Origin of the sequence: Salinicoccus sp. ID82-1, from assembly GCF_021991715.1 — a bacterium.
GTDB lineage: Bacteria > Bacillota > Bacilli > Staphylococcales > Salinicoccaceae > Salinicoccus > Salinicoccus cyprini.
On the sequence record NZ_JAGFLY010000002.1, the window covers coordinates 1 to 19,092 of the forward strand.

Consider the following 19,092-nt stretch of genomic DNA (forward strand, 5'->3'; position numbering starts at 1 on the left):
ATTACATAAAGAGGATTCCTTTTACAAGGAATCCTCTTTTTTGTGTTCGATATAAAGGTTTTGGTTTGATATCTTGCATTCATTATAATAGGAAGAAATAAGAGACTGAATGATAGTTGGTGAAATGATGGAGCTATACCGCAAAATAACCGGGATGCTTGATGACGAAAGTATATCCATGCATGTACCCGGTCATAAGAATAATACAATCGGCGCTTTATCGGATATCGACTGGCGCTATGACATGACAGAAATTGAGGGCCTTGACGACCTTCATGAACCAAGTGGTGTACTACAGCGATTGAATGATCGGCTGAGTATGAAGTATAAGGGATACACGGCGCAGATGATGGTCAATGGCACAACGAACGGCATCCTGGCAACCGTATATGCCCTATCTAAATTGCACGAACGTTTTATCATTATTGAGGGTGCCCATAAGTCCGTCTACCATGCTCTTGATCTTGCGGGTGCCTATCATAAGACGATTACGCTGGGTGAGTGCGCCTCTTTCCCTTTTGAGAAAGGTGATGTTGTGGTGGTCACCTATCCAACCTACATGGGTGAATGCTTTGATATTGAAAATATGATTGCGCTTGTTCACTCCAAAGGTGGGCTTGTTGTTACGGATGAGGCACATGGTGCGCATTGTGATATCGCTCATGGCTTTCCTCGGTCGTCCATGAGCTACCAATCGGATGTAACCATCCAATCTTACCACAAGATGTTGCCGGCGTTGACAATGGCTTCAGTCGTGTTTACAAGAGATGAAACGCTGCATAGCTCCATCATGAAGTATATCGACTACTTTGAAACGTCCAGTCCCTCCTATCTTGTCATGCTGTCGATCGAGCAGGCACATGCATTCTACGTTGACTACCATCCAGCAGGATTCTTTGAGAAAAGGAAAGTACTGATTGAAGCACTGAGGAGGAGAAATATCGAGGTCCGAATACAGGATGATCCTGCCAAGCTTCTGCTGCTGCATCCGGACATCACTTCCTTGTCGCTGGCGGATGCTTTTATTGCACAGAATATCTTTCCAGAGATGTGGTCGGATGAAGGTGTGCTCTTCTGTCTGCCGCTCTTCCATGATGGAGACCGCTATCCATTCCATTCGCTATTGGAGCGTATCGGTGTGATGGACTTCAATGGAAGTATACCGTCACTCGGCGGATTTTCGGTGGATCTATTGGAGAGTCGCATCTGCATTCAGAGTATTATTCCTTATCCTCCAGGAGTGCCACTTGTACATGAAGGAGAAGTCATCACCTCGGAGCACCTCAAATCGATTACGCACTATCTGCGCAATCGTGTTAGAATAGAAGGTATAAAATCAAATATACAACATTACAAGAATGAGGATGACCAATGAGCTATTTCATAACATTTGAAGGCCCTGAGGGCTCGGGGAAGACAACGCTCATCTCCAAAGTCCACACGCAGCTTTCAAAGTCGCATGAAGTCATCATGACGCGTGAACCCGGTGGTATAGGGGTCAGCGAAATGATCAGGGAAATACTTCTGGCCAAGGGCAACGATATGGACGAACGGACTGAAGCGCTGCTGTTTGCAGCCTCCAGACGCCAGCATCTTGTAGAGAAGGTCATACCTTCATTGGAGGCTGGAAAGATAGTCCTGTGCGACCGTTTCATAGACAGCTCCATTGCCTACCAGGGATATGCCCGTGGCATAGGAACTGAAGCAGTGATGGAAATCAATCGCTTTGCGATAGAGGATCATATGCCTGATTTGACTATCTATCTTAAGCTGGACCCGGAGGTCGGTCTTGAACGCATTTCCAGCAATCAAAGAGATCATAATAGGCTGGATGCCGAGAAAATAGACTTTCATAAAGCAGTTGTTTCAGGGTATAATAAATTATCAGAAAATTACCCTGATCGCATCAGAACTATAGACGCAAGCCGGTCACCTGAAAAGGTGATGGAAGACGCAATGAACATAATCAACCAATACTTGAATCAAGAGGTGAATCAGTCATGAAAATGGTAATCGCAATTGTACAGGATCATGACAGTCAGAGATTGTCTGATCGGTTGACTAAAAACAACTTCAGGAGTACAAAACTTGCTTCGACAGGTGGTTTTCTGAGAGCAGGAAATACAACGTTCCTATGTGGTCTGGAAGATGATCGTGTGGATGAACTGCTCAGAGTGATTGATGATACATGCGGCAATAGAGAACAGACAGTGGCTCCAGTGACTCCAATGGGTGGGAATGCGGATTCATATATCCCTTATCCTGTGGAAGTTGAAGTGGGTGGCGCAACGGTATTCGTTCTGCCTATTGAACAATTTGAAAGATTTTAAGTACAATTGGCTATGAAAGCTGAGAACAGCGTCGTAGAAACCCAATTGAACAGAATTATAGAGAATGGCCGGTTGAGTCATACTTATATGTTTGAAGGAGACGCAATAGAAACGTTAAAGCGCTATAGCAGATACTTCGCACTGAACATTCTTGGAAATACATCAAGAAATGAAATGCTGATTTCAGAAGGCAACCATCCGGACTTCTTCTATCTTGAAACGCAGGAAACAAGTATCAAGAAGGAAGCTGTTGAAGATCTCGTCAGAAGAATGAACCGCAAGCCGACAGAATCGGAATACAAGGTGTATGTAATTGAAGCGTTTGAAAAGCTGACACCACAGGCAGAGAACAGTGTTCTCAAATTTCTTGAAGATCCGCCGGAGAAGACAATCGCCATTCTGCTTACAATCGATAAAAGCAGCATTCTGCCGACGATCCATTCGCGAGCTCAGCATATCCATATCAAAGGCGAACGTGATGATCGCATCAAAACGCTCGAAGGTTTGAGTGAAGCTGAGCTGAATACTGTGGATGTACTGGCGCTGAATGCCCAGCATGTCAAAGAGCTCGGATCTTCATTTTCCGAGTTGAGGCAGGCAGCCATGGGATTTTCAGCGAAGTGGCTTGGCAACCATCCACTTGTTCTGATAGAAATCAAACCGATGCTCGATCTTGGACAGAATAGAAGGGATCATGCTCTTCTACTGCAGATGATCGACGGTTACGTCAGGCAGTGCATGCATGAATTGCTGGAACTCGAGAATTTCAGGCCGTTTGGTGGCGAAGTGAATAAAACAACAGCAGGACAGCGTCTTGAGCGACTGTCGCGCATGCTGGAAGAGGTGCAGACAGCAAACCGTCTGCTCCAGTCCAATGTGCATCCCATGCTTGTATTCGAAAGCATGGTCATCTGCTCGAAAGGTTGAATGATATGATAGAACTCATCACCGCGACCCAACTCGATTATTTTGATAATCTATATATAGAAGCGAAGGGGGATGCGGTCACACGCGACGATTATATTGTCGCGGAGACAAAGCGCGGATTTGAAATGCTTCGTGTTGTAAAGTCGAACTACCGTGTCCCAAAAGACAATATTGTAGAACCGGACGGCAGATTTGTCCGTCGGGCGACAGACGAAGACGTGAAGACATTCGATAAGAATGACAGCATGGCAAGAGAAGCTCTAAGTTTCTGCAAGGAAGCTACGGTACAGGAAAAACTCGACATGCAGCTCGTCAATGCGAAGTACACACTGGACCGCAAGAAACTGATTTTCAATTTCACTGCAGATGAACGTGTGGATTTCCGCAGTCTTGTGCGCATTCTGGCAAACCGTTTCAAAACGCGCATCGAACTGCGCCAGATCGGTGTAAGGGACGAGGCGAAATATCTGGGCGGCATTGGTCCATGTGGTCGTGCACACTGCTGTTCCACATTCCTTGGTGACTTCGTGCCCGTCAGTATCCAGATGGCCAAGAACCAGGACCTTTCGCTCAGTCCGACCAAGATTTCAGGTGCATGCGGCCGTCTGATGTGCTGTCTGAACTATGAAGATGAGTATTATGAAGATGCACGTGAACAGATGCCTGATGTTGGACAGACGATCGACACGCCGGATGGTCGTGCTGTTGTCATCGGCATGAATATACTGGACCTGGTCGTCAAGGTGAAATACAAGGATGACTACATCCGGGAATATCACTGTGATGAACTGAATGCGGCAGGCGGGGTGCAGTAATGGATCGTGAAAGACTGTTCACGCACATCAGTAAGCTTGAAGCGGACATGAACCATATGTATGACGAGCTTCAGACCTTGAAGGAGCTGTCCGTCCGTCTGGTGGAGGAGAATGTCAGCCTGCAGATGGAAAAGGAAAATTATGAGCAGCTTCTGGCGAAGGAAGAGTCGGAAAAGGCAAAGTCATTCAAACAGAATACATTGAACAATCTATATGACGAAGGATTCCATGTTTGCAGCATCCATTTTGGAACGCATCGGCATGGTGAGGACTGTCTGTTCTGCCAGGGATTCCTTCAGCATAGAAACAAATAGACGGCCTCGGCCGTCTTATTTATTGAGGGTGAAATATATGTTAAAAGAAGGAGAGCGTATGGATGAGCTGTTCCGGGAGTCTATGCAAATCATCCAGAGCAGTGAAGTCTTTTCATTTTCAGTCGATGCACTACTGCTTGCAAACTTTACACGTTTCTTGAAGAGGGACAGCACTATCATCGATCTGTGCTCCGGCAATGGCATCATTCCATTGCTGCTGTCACACCGGACCGCACTTCCCATAAGAGGGCTCGAGCTGCAGCCGGAACTTGTTGATATGGCAGAGCGCAGCATCCGGATGAATCATAAAGAAAAACAGATTACGATGGTCGAGGGGGATATCAGGAACATCAGGGAGATGCATGCTCATTCGACTTTTGATGTCATCACGGTGAACCCGCCCTACTTTACGAACAACCAGCCCATTAAGAATAAAGGCCCCCACAGCATTGCCCGCCATGAGATACATATCGATCTGAAAGGTGTAATCGAAGCGGCACGCTTCCTTGTTAAAAACAAGGGGCGTCTGTATATGGTGCATCGGGCGGAACGCAGCATGGAAGTGGCCAGTGAAATGTTCAATGCCGGATTCCGTATCAGAAGGCTTCAGTATGTCTATAATGACCAGTCATCGGAAACGGCATTATTTGTGCTGGTGGAGGCGATATTCAACAGCCAGGCGTACGCCGATGTCCTGCCGCCGCTATATATATACGATGAAGCGGGCAACTATACAAAAGAAATGCTGGCGGTCTACTATGGATGAACACCATGTCTATATTGTAGAATGCGCAGATGGGTCACTCTATACCGGCTATGCAAAAGATGTCACCTCAAGAATAGCCAAGCATAACAGCGGTAATGGTGCGAAGTATACACGGAACCGTGGGCCGGTCCGGCTGATGCATTCGGAAGCATATCAGACAAAAAGCGAGGCATTGAAACGCGAGCATGAAATCAAAAAGTTGACCAGGCAGCAGAAGCTGGCACTGATCAGGAGGGGTGTAAATGAAACTCTATATCACGGGTACGCCACTCGGCAACCTTGACGATATGACTTACCGGGCGATTGATACACTGAGGAATGTGGATGTCATACTATGTGAAGATACGCGTACGACGCGCAAGCTGACGACACATTTTGATATTGATACGCCTCTCAGAGCCTATCACGACTTCAATAAGGGGAAAGTGGAGGACGGAATCATAGAAGAGATGCATGAAGGACGCACATTCGCACTCGTGACGGATGCCGGCATGCCGGTCATTTCGGATCCCGGTTTCGAGCTGGTTGCAAGAATGCAGGATGCAGGGTTGGCATATTCCATCATCCCTTCAGGCTCTGCTTTTACACTGGCCCTTGTTGCAAGCGGTATTCCCTCATATGAGTTCACCTATTTCGGGTTTCTGCCGAAAACGAATGCAAAGCGTAAAAAGAAGCTCCAGGAGATCATGGCTCATGAACGGACATCAGTTCTGTATGAATCTCCTCATAAGATAAAGGATACATTGGCTGTAATCGCAGATATTGATGGACACAGAACGGTCAGCATATCGAGGGAAATCACCAAGAAGTTCGAGCAGCACGTCAGACGGCCAGCCGATGAGATGCTTCAGATGCTGGGTTCGGAAATTTCTCTAAAAGGGGAATTTGTCCTCGTCATTGAAGGGGCGGAATCAGAAGCGGTCGAATTCGATATACCGGTCATGGAACATGTGGAAGCGCTGATAAAGGAAGGCATGACACCAAAGCAGGCAATCAAGAAGGTAGCGGACGTGCGGGGGCTGAAGAAGCAGGATGTATATGACGAATTTCATGAAACAAAAAAATAAGCGGCGCACCGCTTATTTTTATTTGTCCATTTTTGATTGGATTTCCTCGATGAGTTTTTCTGCGCCTTCCTGGCTCAGAATGATGCGGCCATCAGCAAGGCGCATATTCTGCTCGGAGACATCTCCTGTAACGGCACAAGTCATCTGCGGTTTATATTTCTTCAGTATGATTGTGTCGTCATCAGTATATATTTCAAGCGCATCCTTGACTTCGATATCAAGTACACGTCTGAGTTCTATTGGTATTACTACCCGTCCAAGTTCATCCACTTTGCGTACAATTCCAGTTGATTTCATAAAGAATCCCTCCAAATTTTCATTCATCCACATGACCTATTCCATCTCCCTATCTATGTCTCCAGAAGATATCATGAAGAAGGGAAGATCGGTATTTAGATTGGCTACCCAAAATAAATCGGTTGAAACATGACCTAACATAAAGGCAGATGAATGTCAATGAACATATACCGCCCCTCTGTTGAGTTCTTGCTGATTATAGCATACCGCTTCGCCTTCCGCCAACATAAACAACCGATATTATTGAAAATTTGACTTAAATTCGTTATATTTAGTAAATGAACAAATAGGAGGAAGAGCATGGAAAAACCAACTTACTATATCACCACACCGATATATTATCCAAGTGGAAAGCTGCATATCGGCAATGCCTATACAACCATTGCGTGCGATGTCATGGCGAGATACAAGCGCATGCGCGGCTTCGATGTATACTATCTGACAGGTGCCGATGAGCATGGTCAGAAAATAGAGCAGAAAGCAGAAAAAATGGGCATTTCACCTCAGGATTATGTGGATGAAATGGCTGCATATATGCAGAACCTGTGGTCACTCCTTGAGATTACGAATGATCAGTTCATCCGTACGACGAGTCCGGGTCACAAAGCGGCAATCCAGAAGATTTTCAATAAGCTCTACGCGCAGGGCGATATATATCTTGGTGAGTATGAAGGCTGGTATTCCGTCGAAGATGAGGAATTTTTTACAGAAACCCAGCTCGATGAAGTGTACCGCGATGAAGCAGGTAGAATGATTGGTGGCATGGCACCGAGCGGTCATGAAGTGGAACTCGTAAAAGAAGAAAGTTATTTCTTTAAAATGAGTAAATATGCAGACCGTCTGGAAAAATTCTATGAGGAGAATCCGGGCTTCATCCAGCCGGAATCCCGCAAGAATGAAATGCTGAACAACTTCATCCGTCCAGGTCTCGAAGATCTTGCGGTCTCCCGTACGACATTCGACTGGGGCATTCCGGTCGAGTCCGATCCTGAGCATGTTGTATATGTGTGGATAGATGCATTGTGCAATTATATTACTGCTCTGGGCTACGGTTCCGATGACGATGCACTGTTCCAGAAATACTGGCCGGCGGACACACATATGATAGGTAAGGAAATTGTCCGTTTCCATGCAATCTACTGGCCGATCATGCTGATGGCACTCGATCTGCCGCTGCCGAAGAAGATTCTCGGCCACGGCTGGCTCGTCATGAAGGATGGCAAGATGTCGAAGTCGAAAGGCAATGTCATCTATCCTGAAACAGTTGTTGAACGGTATGGTCTTGATGCCCTTCGCTATTATCTGATGCGCGAAGTGCCGTTTGGTTCTGATGGCGTATTCACACCGGAAGCATTTGTTGACCGGACGAACTTTGATCTCGCAAACGATCTTGGCAACCTGGTCAACCGTACCATCTCCATGATCAACAAATATTTTGATGGTGAGCTGCCGGAGTATACCGGACATGAAACGGAATTTGATGAAGAACTTGAGCAGACAGTATATGAGAATATCAGACTGTATGAAGAGAGCATGGATGAGACGGAATTCAGCAAGTCGCTGAGAGCGGTATGGTCGATCGTCAGCCGTACGAATAAGTATATTGATGAAACAGCACCGTGGGTGCTTGCGAAAGATGAATCGAATCGTCAGGCGCTCGGCAATGTCATGGTACATCTGGCTGAGAACATCCGCATCGTTGCCATCCTGCTGAAACCTTACCTCACGCACGGACCGAAGGAAATCTTCAGACAGATGAATGTGACGGATACAGAACTTCAGACATTCGACTCCATCATGACATACGGCAGCATCAGAACAGCTGGATCGATGATCAGTAAACCTGAACCGATCTATCCACGTCTCGATGTGGAGGCGGAAGTTGCTCATCTGAAAGATCTGATGACACCGGATGCACCGGCAGAGGAAGACGAAGCGGAAGATGCATCCGGCAAGATTACAATCAATGATTTCAATAAGGTTGAAATCAAAGTGGCGACAGTCATCCATGCAGAAGGCATCAAAAAGGCGGATAAACTACTCAAGATCCAAGTCGATCTTGGCGAGGAGAAACGGCAGATCGTCTCCGGCATACGCGAAGCATATGAGCCTGAAGATATTGTCGGCAAGAAAGTGCTTGTCGTAACGAATCTTGAGCCTGTCAAACTCAGGGGAGAGATGTCGGAAGGAATGATTCTGACTGCAGAGATGGGCAAGCATCTCACACTGATCTCAGTGCCGAATGGTATTGAAAATGGCAGTACAGTCAAGTAGAGGAGGATTTTCATGCTGATAGACACTCATGTACATCTGAATGCTGACCAGTATGATGAAGATCTCGAAGCGGTTCTCGGCCGTGCAGAGGAAGCCGGTGTCGAGAAGATGGTTGTAGTCGGTTTCGACAGGAAAACAATTGAACGCACTATGGATCTGATCGATAGATATGCCAACATCTATGGTGTCATCGGCTGGCATCCAGTGGATGCGGTGGACTGTACGGATAAAGATCTCAAGTGGATCGAAGAACTGTCCAGTCATGAGAAGATAGTAGGTATTGGAGAAACAGGCCTCGACTATCATTGGGATAAATCTCCGAAAGATGTTCAGAAAGAGATTTTCAGGAAACAGATTGCTCTGGCGAAGCGGGTGAAGCTGCCCATCATCATCCATAACCGTGAAGCCACGCGGGACTGTGTCGATATACTGAAGGCGGAAGGTGCAGACGAGATTGGCGGCATCATGCATGCTTTCAGCGGTACACCGGATGTCGCAGATGAAGTCATCGATATGAACTTCCATGTGTCTCTCGGAGGCCCTGTCACATTCAAAAACGCACAGGACCCAAAGGACATTGCCAAGCATGTGCCGCTCGACAGGCTGCTTGTCGAAACGGATGCACCATTTCTGACGCCTCACCCCTACCGTGGCAAAAGGAATGAACCTGCCCTGGTGAAACTGGTGGCAGAAAAAATAGCAGAGCTTAGAGAGATATCCTATGAGGATCTGGCGAAGCAGACGACAGAAAACGCCGAAGCACTCTTCAAGATATAGAGATGAAATCACCGTCATTGCGGTGATTTTATTTTTTATATGAAAAATGTGATATGATTGAAATGAGGTGCACGAATGGAAAAACCGATAATAAAGGAAGTCATCGTTGTCGAAGGCAGGGATGATACACGGCGTCTGAATGAAGCTGTTTCCTGTGAAACAATAGAGACGAACGGGTCAGCCATCGATGAGACGGTGATGCGTGAAATCGAGGTGGCCCTATCAACGAGAGGTGCCATTATATTCACGGACCCGGACTATCCGGGGCAGAAGATCAGAAATACGATACTGGAGCGCTTTCCGGACATAAAAGAGGCGTTCATGCCGCGTGCAAAGGCGAAGGGCCGGAATGGCGGCATCGGGATAGAGCATGCATCCATAGAGGACATCATCGACAGTCTGTCGAAAGTATATACGAGCGTTTCGGGTTATGAGGAAAATATCACCATACAGGACATGGTGAGGTGGCGGCTGTCCGGTAACAGGGAAGCTGCCAGCCGCAGAACATACTTGTGCAACCGGTTGAACATCGGGTATGCCAATGCGGGCCAGCTCAGGAAGAAGCTGAACCGCTACAGCATTTCGCATGCACAGGTTGAACGGACATTAAATGAACTAGAAGGTGAGTAGAATGAAGGATATTGCCACAGTAGGCAGAACAAAACAAATATTGAATGACCATGGTTTCACCTTCAAGAAGAGTCTCGGCCAGAACTTCCTGGTCGACCTGAATGTGATCAGGGAAGTGCTTGACAAGGCGGATATCACGGACCGGACCGGCATCATCGAGGTGGGCCCGGGAATCGGCTCTCTTACAGAGCAGCTTGCGAAACGCGGCGGAAAAGTGGTTGCTTATGAAATAGATCAGCGGCTGATCCCTGTACTTGAGGATACGCTGTCGCCATATGATAATGTCGAGGTCGTAAATGAGGATATATTGAAGGCGGATGTCATGGCCACCATTTCGGAGTCGCTAGCGGGATGCGATGAAGTGATTGTCGTCGCCAATCTGCCGTACTACATTACAACGCCGATACTGATGCATTTCCTCGAGCAGAACCTGCCGATTGAACGCTATTATGTCATGATGCAGAAGGAAGTCGGGGAGCGGATCAGCGCCGGGCCGAACAGCAAATCATATGGTTCACTATCCATCGCCATCGACTACTATACGGAGGCACGCGTTGTTCAGAATGTACCCAAATCCGTCTTCATGCCGCCGCCGAATGTGGATTCCATCATCGTGGAGATGGTGCGCCGCAAGACGCCGAAAGTGGATGTTGATGATGAAGTACTGTTCTTCAAGTTGACGCGTGGGGCGTTCGGCCAGAGAAGAAAGACGATACTCAACAACTACTCGAACATCTTTGAAAATGGCAAAGAGAAGAAGGAAGCACTCCATCAGATGCTTGAGCAGGCCGGTATCGACCCGAGAAGACGTGGGGAGAGTCTTTCGATTGAGGATTTCGCAAAAATATACCAGTCGGTCCGCTCTTTTCCCGATCTGAAGGTCTCTGGCGGGGCATAGAAGTGACAGAATTTACGCGAAATTTTGACAGAATTATGTAAACTTGCTATACTATCAGTAGTGAGGTGGGCCAAATGCCAAAAACTTTAGTCGACATCAAAAAAATTCTTGATTGTCAATTGGGTTGTCCAGTTTTACTCCGTGCAAATGGAGGACGCAAGAAGTTGATTGAACGACGAGGTATTCTGAGAGAGACATATCCTTCTGTCTTCGTCGTAGAACTCGATCAGGAGGAACATAGCTTTGAAAGAGTGTCATATACATATACTGATGTATTGACATCCAACGTTGAAGTGACATTCTATAATGAACAGAGAGAAGCATTTGTAATCCAATAATCGAACGGTGGCTGCTATCCCAGGATAGCAGCCTTTTTGTATACAAAAAACAGGCCGCGTACGACCTTTCCCACTGTGTCTGCTATCGGATCGTCTTAAGTCCTTTTGACCAGTTCACCGTCGTTGTAACGACATTCTCCATTGTTGCATGATGTATCTCTGCAGGCTTGAATGTCTTCATGTTTTCAAAATCGGTGAATAGGCTGAAGGCGCCGAACGGCGTTACAGTGGCGATATTCAGATTCCCAAGAATCTGCCGGAGCGAGAGCGTAGCTGCGACAGCCAATGTGGAACCGTAGCCGACGATTCCAGCGGCCTTATTCGCCCATTCGGGGCCGATATAGTCGATTGCGTTCTTAAGCGATGCAGTGATGCTCTTGTTGTATTCAGGCGTGATGAAAATAAAACCATCCAGATCATCTATTTTTCTGGACCAGGCATTGACCGTATCCTTTGAATATTCCTTGTTGGCCATTGCAGGCGGAACATCTTCACTAAACATCGGGAAGTCATATTCCATAATATCAACGATTTCAAACTGGGCATCGAGATCGAGTTCCTCTGCAAATGTCCTGACCCATTCGGCCACCTGAAGATTGACGCGCGCAGGACGTGTACTGCCTGTAATGATTCCGATTCTGACCATACTGAATTCCTCCAATGTCCATCAATACAACTGGACGTTTATAGTAATAAAAAGTAACCTGCTATGTACATGATAAAGCAATGAGGCCGAAATTCAACTTTTTTGTCTGCTGATGTGAATACTGCGGATGACAGCATCAGAAGGCAAAGTATAATATAATTGATGAATATAAACGGATCGTGAGGTGAGAGCCATGCTTGAAATCAAAGTCTCCAAAGTAATTGATAAAGAGAATGAACAGTTCATAAGATTCAGAAGTGAGGATGTAACTGTCATCCAGATGCCCATCGAGTATATCCATAAGGTCATGGCACTGACCGAGCATTCACCGGAGGTCTTCCGCCTTGAAAGTTCAGCTCGGAACTACGACCGTCTGACGGTAAAGGAGCAGCTCAAGTTCTACAGGAAGTGGTACAACAGTGATCTGGATATCGATAATATCCTGAGACAGTTCGAGCTGGAAGCTTTCAAGAAGATGCGGCTTGGGAAATGCAGTGACGAGATTACCCAGCGAATGTCCTACATCCATGCGCTGATGTCCGACCGCACATGTGTGCTGGCCGTAAATCCGCTATATAATGCAACAGTGGACAACATCCATCTTTTTCATAAAGCGATCGATCAGATGAAGCGGATGGGCAAGGCTGTCATGGTCGTCACACACAGTACAGAAGATGCCTTCGTCATCTCCCAGGATATTATGAAACTTAATGATCAAGGAATCAAATCGGTGGAAACAGAGGAAATGTCTGACGAACCACAAAGTGCGCTCAACCGTATGAAAGCAAAATCTGAAGACAAGACGATTTTCGTGGATCTGGAAGATATTGAATACTTGGAGAGCAGCGATGGGAAAGTCTATATAAATATTTCCCGGGAAAAGTTCGTGATAGAGGGCAATCTGACTGAAGCGGAGCAGAAATTGAAGGATTACGGCTTCTATAGGTGTCACCGTTCGTATATCGTCAATCTGAAAAAGGTGAAGGAAATCATCAACTGGTCGAAAAATACATACTCTGTCGTCATAGACAACCCGGATAAGACCAAAATTCCACTGTCCAGAACAAAATATAATGAAATTCAGGAACTGCTCGTGCTTCGCTAGTACACTCTGTCTGGAATAGAGTACACTTCAGCAGATGAAACAGCAGTTTATCCCTGTATCCATACTTCTAAGAGCAATCTGGCAACATTTCATCCAGTATATATCGCAGCTGTCATCCCACCGTTCTAGAATGGAGACATCCTAGAAATGGAGGTCGAATTTATGAAGTCTGTAATTAGTGTGGAAGGCTTGAAAAAACAATTTGATAATGAAGAGGCGTTGAAAGACATTTCCTTCGAGGTCGGTAAAGGAGAGATTTTCGGGTTGCTCGGACCGAGTGGCTCAGGCAAGACCACTACCATCAAAATACTGACCGGGGAACTGGAACCGTCCGGGGGCCTTGTGGAGGTGCTCGGCTATCAGCATGGCGCATTCAAAAAATCCGAATATGTCAGGTCGCTCGGTATACTTTCCGATAACAGCTCATTGTATGAACGTCTTACAGTAAAGGACAATCTGGCACTTTTCAGGAAGCTGTATAACACAGAACAATCAAAAGTGGATCAGGTGCTGAAGGATGTCGGACTGGAAAAGCATATCAACAAGCGGGTCAAGGATCTATCCAAAGGTATGAAGCAGCGTATACTGCTTTGCAAGGCGGTGCTGCATGAACCGGCAGTACTCTTCCTTGATGAGCCGACGAGTGCGCTCGACCCTGTGACGACAGACAGCATCCATGATATGCTCCTCAAAATCAAAGCACGGGGTACGACAATCATGCTGACGACACACAATATGGACGAGGCGACGGTACTGTGCGATACAGTTGCATTTCTGAACGAGGGGATCATCATCGACAATGGGTCGCCGGATGCACTGAGACAATCCTATAAAACCAATGACATGCATATCACCTATGACGATGGTAGGACAAAGCAAATATCACTGAGTCCGGAAAATAAAGTACAGCTTGAAGCAGCACTGTTCGACACGAATGTCGTCAATATGAAGAGTGACTACCCGACACTTGGTGAAGTGTTCAAAAAAGTAACAGGAAAGGAGCTTGTCTGATATGAATACAGGTAGAATCATGGCAATTTTTGAAAAGGACCTTAAAGAGTTCACCCGCAATATGATGCTTTTCACGACAATACTGCTCCCTATTTTTCTGGCATTCATGTATTCACGCATGGGTGATGGAGAGGCAGCCCTTCCCGCAATGCTCGTCTATCTCATTGTAGGTGTCGCGTTTTCGGCGATACTTTGCAGCGGCATCATGACCATGATGGCTGAAGAGAATGAGAAGAATACGTTAAGAGGGCTGATTCAATCGCCTGCCTCGATGATGGATATCCTGATTGGTAAAAGCCTTGTCGTTACATTGATGACTGCCGCTTCCCTCACTGCCGCCTTTCTGCTCATGAACGCGGCGCTCGAATGGTCGGTGGCCTCAATCGGAGCTCTGCTGCTGCTCGCACTATTTTTCCTCAATGTCGGCATAGCCGTCGGTCTCACCGTTGATAGTGTGGCAACGACTTCAGTCTATCTGCTGCCGATCATGTTCATATTCGGATTTACTCCAATGGTTGAAATAGTCGTACCTGAACCGGACCACTTTGTAAGACAGATCACCGATTACCTGCCGCTCTATCAGAATATAGCGATCCATGACGGCGAAACAGTGGTTCCCTTGCTCATTCTGGCCGCCTGGACACTTGCCAGTTTCCTCTATGTCACATGGGCTTTCAGGAAACGTATGAGTGACGAGGCGAAATAGATGTCCCAAAGTCATATTGTATCGTTCCGATTTATGATAAACTGATACAAAAATGACCGTATAATGGATGTGAAAGTATGCATTTTGAAACTGCACCAGCAAAAATCAATCTGACATTGGATACACTGTTCAAAAGGGAAGACGGCTACCATGAAGTGAACATGGTCATGACGACCGTCGATCTGAATGATCAGCTGACTTTTGAGAAGAGAAATGATAAAAGAATCGTCATTGAAACCGAACACCAGTATGTGCCTTCGGATCGGCGCAACCTGGCTTATCAGGCGGCGGCTCTGATGATTCGTACGTACGGTATCGATACTGGCGTTACCATTGCGATAGAAAAGAACATACCCATCGCTGCAGGGCTTGCAGGGGGGTCAGCTGACGCTGCCGCTACATTCAGGGGGATCGATGCGCTCTATGATCTGGGCGCTGATATCAACGAGCTGGCCGAACTATCCGGTCAGCTCGGTTCTGATATCCCATTTTGCGTCTACGGAGGCACGGCACTGGCAACAGGCAGGGGAGAAAGGATCGAACATCTATGCAAACCGCCGAATGCCTGGGTGATCCTGGCCAAACCGAAAGTGAACGTTTCTACAAAGACCATCTATCAGGCACTGGAACCGGGCAAGAACCATCCAGCCTCAGAGGATATGGTCAAAGCAATAGAAGCAGGAAACTACCAGATGATGATGAAGCTGATGAAGAATGACTTGCAGGAAGTGACCATGAAAAAGCATCCTGATGTCAAAAAGCTTATTGATACCATGCTCGACAACGGTGCGGATGGTGCAATGATGAGTGGAAGCGGTCCGACCGTTTTCGGTTTCACCCACAAGGAACGGCAGGCGACACAATTATATAATGCCATCAAAGGCTGCTGTCACGAAGTTTACAAAGTAAGATTGCTCGGATGATTGCTGAAAACCGAACTTTTATGGTAAAATCGCTATATTAAATACGGTATCAGGAGTTATTTTATGAAATTCAAACGCAGTGAACGACTGGTCTTCATGACCCAGCATCTCACTTCCCATCCGAATCAGCTGATTCCACTTACATATTTTGTAGACAAGTTTACCCAGGCGAAATCATCAATCAGCGAAGACATCCGCATCATCAAGGATGTTTTTGAGAATGAAGGCATCGGCACTGTGCGGACCACAGCCGGTGCAGGTGGCGGTGTCACATTCCAGCCGAAGATCAGCTGCCAGCGGGCTCGAGAAATTGTCGGGAACTTCATGGAAGTACTTAAAACGAAGGAGCGGCTGCTCCCGGGCGGATATCTCTATATGTCCGATATCATGGGCAATCCGCATCTGATGGATGACATCGGCGAACTGATTGCAACGATGTATGGTGATGAAACAATCGACGCGGTCGTCACCATCGCAACCAAAGGCATCTCGTTTGCCAATGCAGTGGCAAGAAAACTGAATGTGCCAGTGGCCGTCATCCGCAAGGATAACAAGGTGACGGAAGGGTCTACTGTCTCTGTGAACTATGTGTCGGGATCGACGCGTAAGATAGAGACGATGGTCCTGTCGAAACGCACTTTGAAGGAAGGCTCCAAAGTGCTCGTTGTGGATGATTTCCTGCGGGCCGGCGGCTCTATTACAGGTGTGATCAATCTGATGGAGGAGTTTTCTGCAGAAGTGATCGGGGTCAGTGTGCTTGTCGAGGCGAAACAGGTGGAAAACCGCCGTTTCAATGACTACACCTCTCTATTGAAAGTATCGGAGATCGATGAATTCAACCAGTCCTTCCTGGTGGAAGAGGGCAACTGTTTAGAGTATATTGAAAGTGGAAATGATAAATATAAAGCATAGTCAGGAGAGATCCGTACAATGGAAACCATCAATTCTTCAAAAGCACCAGAAGCACTCGGACCCTACAGCCACGGCATGAAAGTGGGGAATATGTTCTATTCCTCAGGTCAGATTCCGCTCAACCTTGAAGGGGAGATCGTCTCCGATGATGTCCAGGAACAGACCAAGCAGGTGATGGAGAACGTCGGTCATGTTCTCGCAGCAGCAGGCATGGGTTATGAAAATATTGTCAAAACCACGATTTTCATCAGTGATATGAATGATTTCCCACTGATCAACGAAGTTTACGGCGCCTATTTTACGGGTAAACTACCAGCAAGATCATGTGTAGAAGTCAGTCGTTTACCGAAAGATGTGAAAGTGGAAATTGAAGTGATTGCATCTGAAATGAACGAATAGATTGGTTGGCTGAAGCAGTACACATACGATCCAACAATAACTATTATTGGGGGAACAAACGATGAAGATAACAGATGTTAGACTGCGGAAAGTAAATAACCAAGACACTCGAATGAAAGCACTGGCATCCATTACTTTTGAAGATGCATTTGTCATCCATGACCTCAGGGTCATTGAAGGGAATAATGGTCTGTTTGTAGCAATGCCGAGCAAAAGAACACCTGACGGAGAGTTCAGGGACATTGCCCACCCGATCCATTCCGATATGCGCCAGCACGTCCAGGAAGAAGTGATGCGGGTATATGAAGAGACGGAAGACCCTGAACCACAGATAGAGGACGCGCCTGAAACATCCGAAACGATTGTCGACCCGACGAAGGATGCAGTAAGCCGTGAAGACGCAGAGTACCATCAGGAAGAATCAGGACAGGACAACACTGAAGACGATAAATAGCGGCAGCCCGCAAAGCACATGCTTTGTGGGTTTTTTGCCATGAAGAACTTTGTGGTTGTATCCGCTTACACCTTGAAACTCCCCCGCTTCTAAAATATAATTGGGTTAGTTATAAAATGGAGGTAGACTATGCAAACGAGAGCAATTATCCTGGCGGCCGGAAAAGGTACACGGATGAAGTCCGAAAAGTACAAGGTACTGCATGAAGTGTGCGGTACTCCAATGATCCAGCACGTCATTGGCAATTTGAGGGAAGCAGGCATTTCAGACATCTACGTAGTCCTTGGACATGGTTCTGAAACAGTCAGCAACTACCTGGGTGAGAGTATACATACGACAATCCAGGAAGAACAGCTTGGTACAGCGCATGCAGTACGCCAATGGCAGGATACGCTTCATGATAAGGACGGCCATACGATGGTCGTATGCGGAGACACTCCACTCATCAGTGATACGACGATGCAGGCGTTCATGCACTATCATCTCGAGACCGGATCGAAGGCGACCATCCTCTCTTCACGTACACAGATGCCATTCGGCTATGGGCGTATTGTGAGAAAAGAGAATGGTTCTGTCAAGCGCATTGTGGAGGAGAAGGATGCGACTGATCTGGAACGGGAGATCAAAGAGGTAAGTTCCGGGACATTCATCTTTGATAACCGCACGCTGTTTGAAGCACTCGACAAGGTCAATAACGATAATGCGCAGAACGAATACTATCTTCCTGATGTCATCTCCATTCTGCGTGATCAGCGGGCACGGGTGGAAGCATATGTGACACCTGACTTTGAAGAGACACTCGGCATCAATGACAGGGTCGCTCTGGCCAATGCCGAAGAGGTCATGAGAAAACGCATCAATACACTGCATATGCAGAACGGTGTAACGCTGATCCACCCGGAAATGACGTATATCGACAAGGAAGTTGAAATCGGCAGCGATACGGTCATCTATCCAGGTGCCATCATTCGCGGCAAAACGGAAATCGGCAGGAGTGCAATGATTTCCTCCGGTTCCGAGATCAAGGACTCCATCATCGGCGATGGAGTGGAAATCAGACAGTCCGTTGTTACATCCTCAAAAGTGGGCAGAGGAACAAAAGTCGGACCGTTCGCCCAGCTCAGACCTGAATCGGAGCTTGGTGAAGAAGTGAAGATCGGCAACTTTGTCGAAGTCAAAAAAGCCAAACTTGAAAATGAAGCCAAGGTCTCCCACCTCAGCTATATCGGAGACGCCTCCATCGGCGCGCGTTCCAACATCGGCTGCGGCACCATCACCGTAAACTATGACGGCAAGAACAAATTCAGGACTGAAATCGGACAGGATGCATTCATCGGATGCAATTCGAATCTGGTGGCACCGGTGAAGATCGGCGCGCGTTCGTTCATAGCCGCCGGCTCCACAATTACAGATGAGGTGCCTGACGACAGCCTTGCGATTGCCAGAAACAGGCAGACGACAAAAGACGGATACTACAAAAAAGATAATTAATGGAGGAAGAAC

24 protein-coding genes are annotated in these 19,092 nt (G+C 46.9%); 22 read left to right on the forward strand and 2 right to left on the reverse strand.

All coding sequences use genetic code 11. The features are described 5' to 3' along the window. Window positions 1-109 precede the first annotated feature (109 nt). The 9 genes from J4760_RS05460 to rsmI all read left to right on the forward strand — a co-directional run bounded on the left by J4760_RS05460 (window position 110) and on the right by rsmI (window position 6,219). A complete protein-coding gene (locus J4760_RS05460; protein WP_237605048.1) occupies window positions 110-1,375 on the forward strand; it encodes an Orn/Lys/Arg family decarboxylase in 1,266 nt (421 codons plus the stop codon). Beyond that, window positions 1,372-2,004 carry a dTMP kinase gene (tmk, locus tag J4760_RS05465; RefSeq protein WP_145289701.1) on the forward strand — a complete coding sequence of 211 codons (633 nt, stop codon included), beginning with the start codon at window positions 1,372-1,374 and terminating at the stop codon, window positions 2,002-2,004. The genes J4760_RS05460 and tmk overlap by 4 nt, the downstream gene beginning before the upstream one ends. Beyond that, on the forward strand, window positions 2,001-2,330 hold the full coding sequence (locus J4760_RS05470) for a cyclic-di-AMP receptor (RefSeq protein ID WP_145289703.1): 330 nt from the start codon (window positions 2,001-2,003) through the stop codon (window positions 2,328-2,330). The genes tmk and J4760_RS05470 overlap by 4 nt, the downstream gene beginning before the upstream one ends. Window positions 2,331-2,402: 72 nt before the next feature. Next, window positions 2,403-3,257 (forward strand): hypothetical protein, encoded by an 855-nt coding sequence (locus J4760_RS05475; RefSeq protein WP_237605049.1) that lies wholly within the window; start codon window positions 2,403-2,405, stop codon window positions 3,255-3,257. A 5-nt stretch (window positions 3,258-3,262) separates the two neighbouring features. Continuing rightward, the gene (locus J4760_RS05480; protein ID WP_237605050.1) at window positions 3,263-4,072 is read left to right on the forward strand and encodes a PSP1 domain-containing protein; all 810 of its coding nucleotides are present in this window, start codon (window positions 3,263-3,265) and stop codon (window positions 4,070-4,072) included. Continuing rightward, window positions 4,072-4,386 (forward strand): initiation-control protein YabA, encoded by a 315-nt coding sequence (locus J4760_RS05485; RefSeq protein ID WP_145289712.1) that lies wholly within the window; start codon window positions 4,072-4,074, stop codon window positions 4,384-4,386. The genes J4760_RS05480 and J4760_RS05485 overlap by 1 nt, the downstream gene beginning before the upstream one ends. A gap of 37 nt (window positions 4,387-4,423) precedes the next feature. Continuing rightward, window positions 4,424-5,152, forward strand: a complete 729-nt coding sequence (locus tag J4760_RS05490; RefSeq protein ID WP_145289715.1) for a tRNA1(Val) (adenine(37)-N6)-methyltransferase — start codon at window positions 4,424-4,426, stop codon at window positions 5,150-5,152. Next, the gene (locus J4760_RS05495) at window positions 5,145-5,435 is read left to right on the forward strand and encodes a GIY-YIG nuclease family protein (RefSeq protein WP_237605051.1); all 291 of its coding nucleotides are present in this window, start codon (window positions 5,145-5,147) and stop codon (window positions 5,433-5,435) included. Before J4760_RS05490 ends, J4760_RS05495 begins: the two co-directional genes overlap by 8 nt. After that, complete coding sequence (gene rsmI, locus J4760_RS05500; RefSeq protein WP_145289721.1) at window positions 5,395-6,219, forward strand: 16S rRNA (cytidine(1402)-2'-O)-methyltransferase; 825 nt, start codon at window positions 5,395-5,397, stop codon at window positions 6,217-6,219. The genes J4760_RS05495 and rsmI overlap by 41 nt, the downstream gene beginning before the upstream one ends. An 18-nt stretch (window positions 6,220-6,237) precedes the next feature. Here the strand turns inward: rsmI and J4760_RS05505 are convergent, their stop codons facing one another. Beyond that, on the reverse strand, window positions 6,238-6,516 hold the full coding sequence (locus tag J4760_RS05505; protein WP_145289725.1) for a transition state genes transcriptional regulator AbrB: 279 nt from the start codon (window positions 6,514-6,516) through the stop codon (window positions 6,238-6,240). A 300-nt stretch (window positions 6,517-6,816) separates the two neighbouring features. Between J4760_RS05505 and metG the strand changes: the two genes are divergently transcribed. The 5 genes from metG to J4760_RS05530 all read left to right on the forward strand — a co-directional run bounded on the left by metG (window position 6,817) and on the right by J4760_RS05530 (window position 11,433). Continuing rightward, entirely contained in the window at window positions 6,817-8,790 is a 1,974-nt protein-coding gene (gene metG, locus J4760_RS05510; protein WP_237605052.1) for a methionine--tRNA ligase, read from the forward strand. Between the two features lie 12 nt (window positions 8,791-8,802). Further along, complete coding sequence (locus J4760_RS05515) at window positions 8,803-9,567, forward strand: TatD family hydrolase (RefSeq protein WP_237605053.1); 765 nt, start codon at window positions 8,803-8,805, stop codon at window positions 9,565-9,567. A 75-nt stretch (window positions 9,568-9,642) separates the two neighbouring features. Further along, window positions 9,643-10,197, forward strand: coding sequence for a ribonuclease M5 (gene rnmV, locus J4760_RS05520; protein WP_145289734.1), 555 nt, complete (start codon window positions 9,643-9,645; stop codon window positions 10,195-10,197). A gap of 1 nt (window position 10,198) precedes the next feature. Beyond that, window positions 10,199-11,095 carry a 16S rRNA (adenine(1518)-N(6)/adenine(1519)-N(6))-dimethyltransferase RsmA gene (rsmA, locus tag J4760_RS05525; protein WP_237605054.1) on the forward strand — a complete coding sequence of 299 codons (897 nt, stop codon included), beginning with the start codon at window positions 10,199-10,201 and terminating at the stop codon, window positions 11,093-11,095. Between the two features lie 74 nt (window positions 11,096-11,169). Next, entirely contained in the window at window positions 11,170-11,433 is a 264-nt protein-coding gene (locus J4760_RS05530) for a Veg family protein (protein WP_145289740.1), read from the forward strand. A gap of 82 nt (window positions 11,434-11,515) precedes the next feature. Here the strand turns inward: J4760_RS05530 and J4760_RS05535 are convergent, their stop codons facing one another. Then, complete coding sequence (locus J4760_RS05535) at window positions 11,516-12,079, reverse strand: NADPH-dependent FMN reductase (protein WP_237605055.1); 564 nt, start codon at window positions 12,077-12,079, stop codon at window positions 11,516-11,518. 193 nt (window positions 12,080-12,272) lie between these two features. Between J4760_RS05535 and J4760_RS05540 the strand changes: the two genes are divergently transcribed. From J4760_RS05540 to glmU, 8 genes are all read left to right on the forward strand, one after another. Next, window positions 12,273-13,184 (forward strand): response regulator transcription factor, encoded by a 912-nt coding sequence (locus tag J4760_RS05540; protein WP_237605056.1) that lies wholly within the window; start codon window positions 12,273-12,275, stop codon window positions 13,182-13,184. 162 nt (window positions 13,185-13,346) lie between these two features. Beyond that, on the forward strand, window positions 13,347-14,195 hold the full coding sequence (locus J4760_RS05545; protein ID WP_145289748.1) for an ABC transporter ATP-binding protein: 849 nt from the start codon (window positions 13,347-13,349) through the stop codon (window positions 14,193-14,195). Window position 14,196: 1 nt separating this feature from the next. Then, a complete protein-coding gene (locus J4760_RS05550; RefSeq protein ID WP_145289751.1) occupies window positions 14,197-14,901 on the forward strand; it encodes an ABC transporter permease in 705 nt (234 codons plus the stop codon). Between the two features lie 77 nt (window positions 14,902-14,978). Continuing rightward, window positions 14,979-15,824 (forward strand): 4-(cytidine 5'-diphospho)-2-C-methyl-D-erythritol kinase, encoded by an 846-nt coding sequence (ispE, locus tag J4760_RS05555; protein WP_145289754.1) that lies wholly within the window; start codon window positions 14,979-14,981, stop codon window positions 15,822-15,824. Between the two features lie 63 nt (window positions 15,825-15,887). Continuing rightward, complete coding sequence (gene purR, locus J4760_RS05560; protein WP_145289757.1) at window positions 15,888-16,736, forward strand: pur operon repressor; 849 nt, start codon at window positions 15,888-15,890, stop codon at window positions 16,734-16,736. Window positions 16,737-16,754: 18 nt separating this feature from the next. Further along, entirely contained in the window at window positions 16,755-17,135 is a 381-nt protein-coding gene (locus tag J4760_RS05565) for a RidA family protein (protein WP_237605057.1), read from the forward strand. Between the two features lie 61 nt (window positions 17,136-17,196). Further along, window positions 17,197-17,589 carry a septation regulator SpoVG gene (gene spoVG / locus J4760_RS05570; protein ID WP_237605058.1) on the forward strand — a complete coding sequence of 131 codons (393 nt, stop codon included), beginning with the start codon at window positions 17,197-17,199 and terminating at the stop codon, window positions 17,587-17,589. Window positions 17,590-17,718: 129 nt separating this feature from the next. Beyond that, on the forward strand, window positions 17,719-19,080 hold the full coding sequence (glmU, locus tag J4760_RS05575) for a bifunctional UDP-N-acetylglucosamine diphosphorylase/glucosamine-1-phosphate N-acetyltransferase GlmU (protein ID WP_145289762.1): 1,362 nt from the start codon (window positions 17,719-17,721) through the stop codon (window positions 19,078-19,080). Window positions 19,081-19,092: the final 12 nt, after the last annotated feature.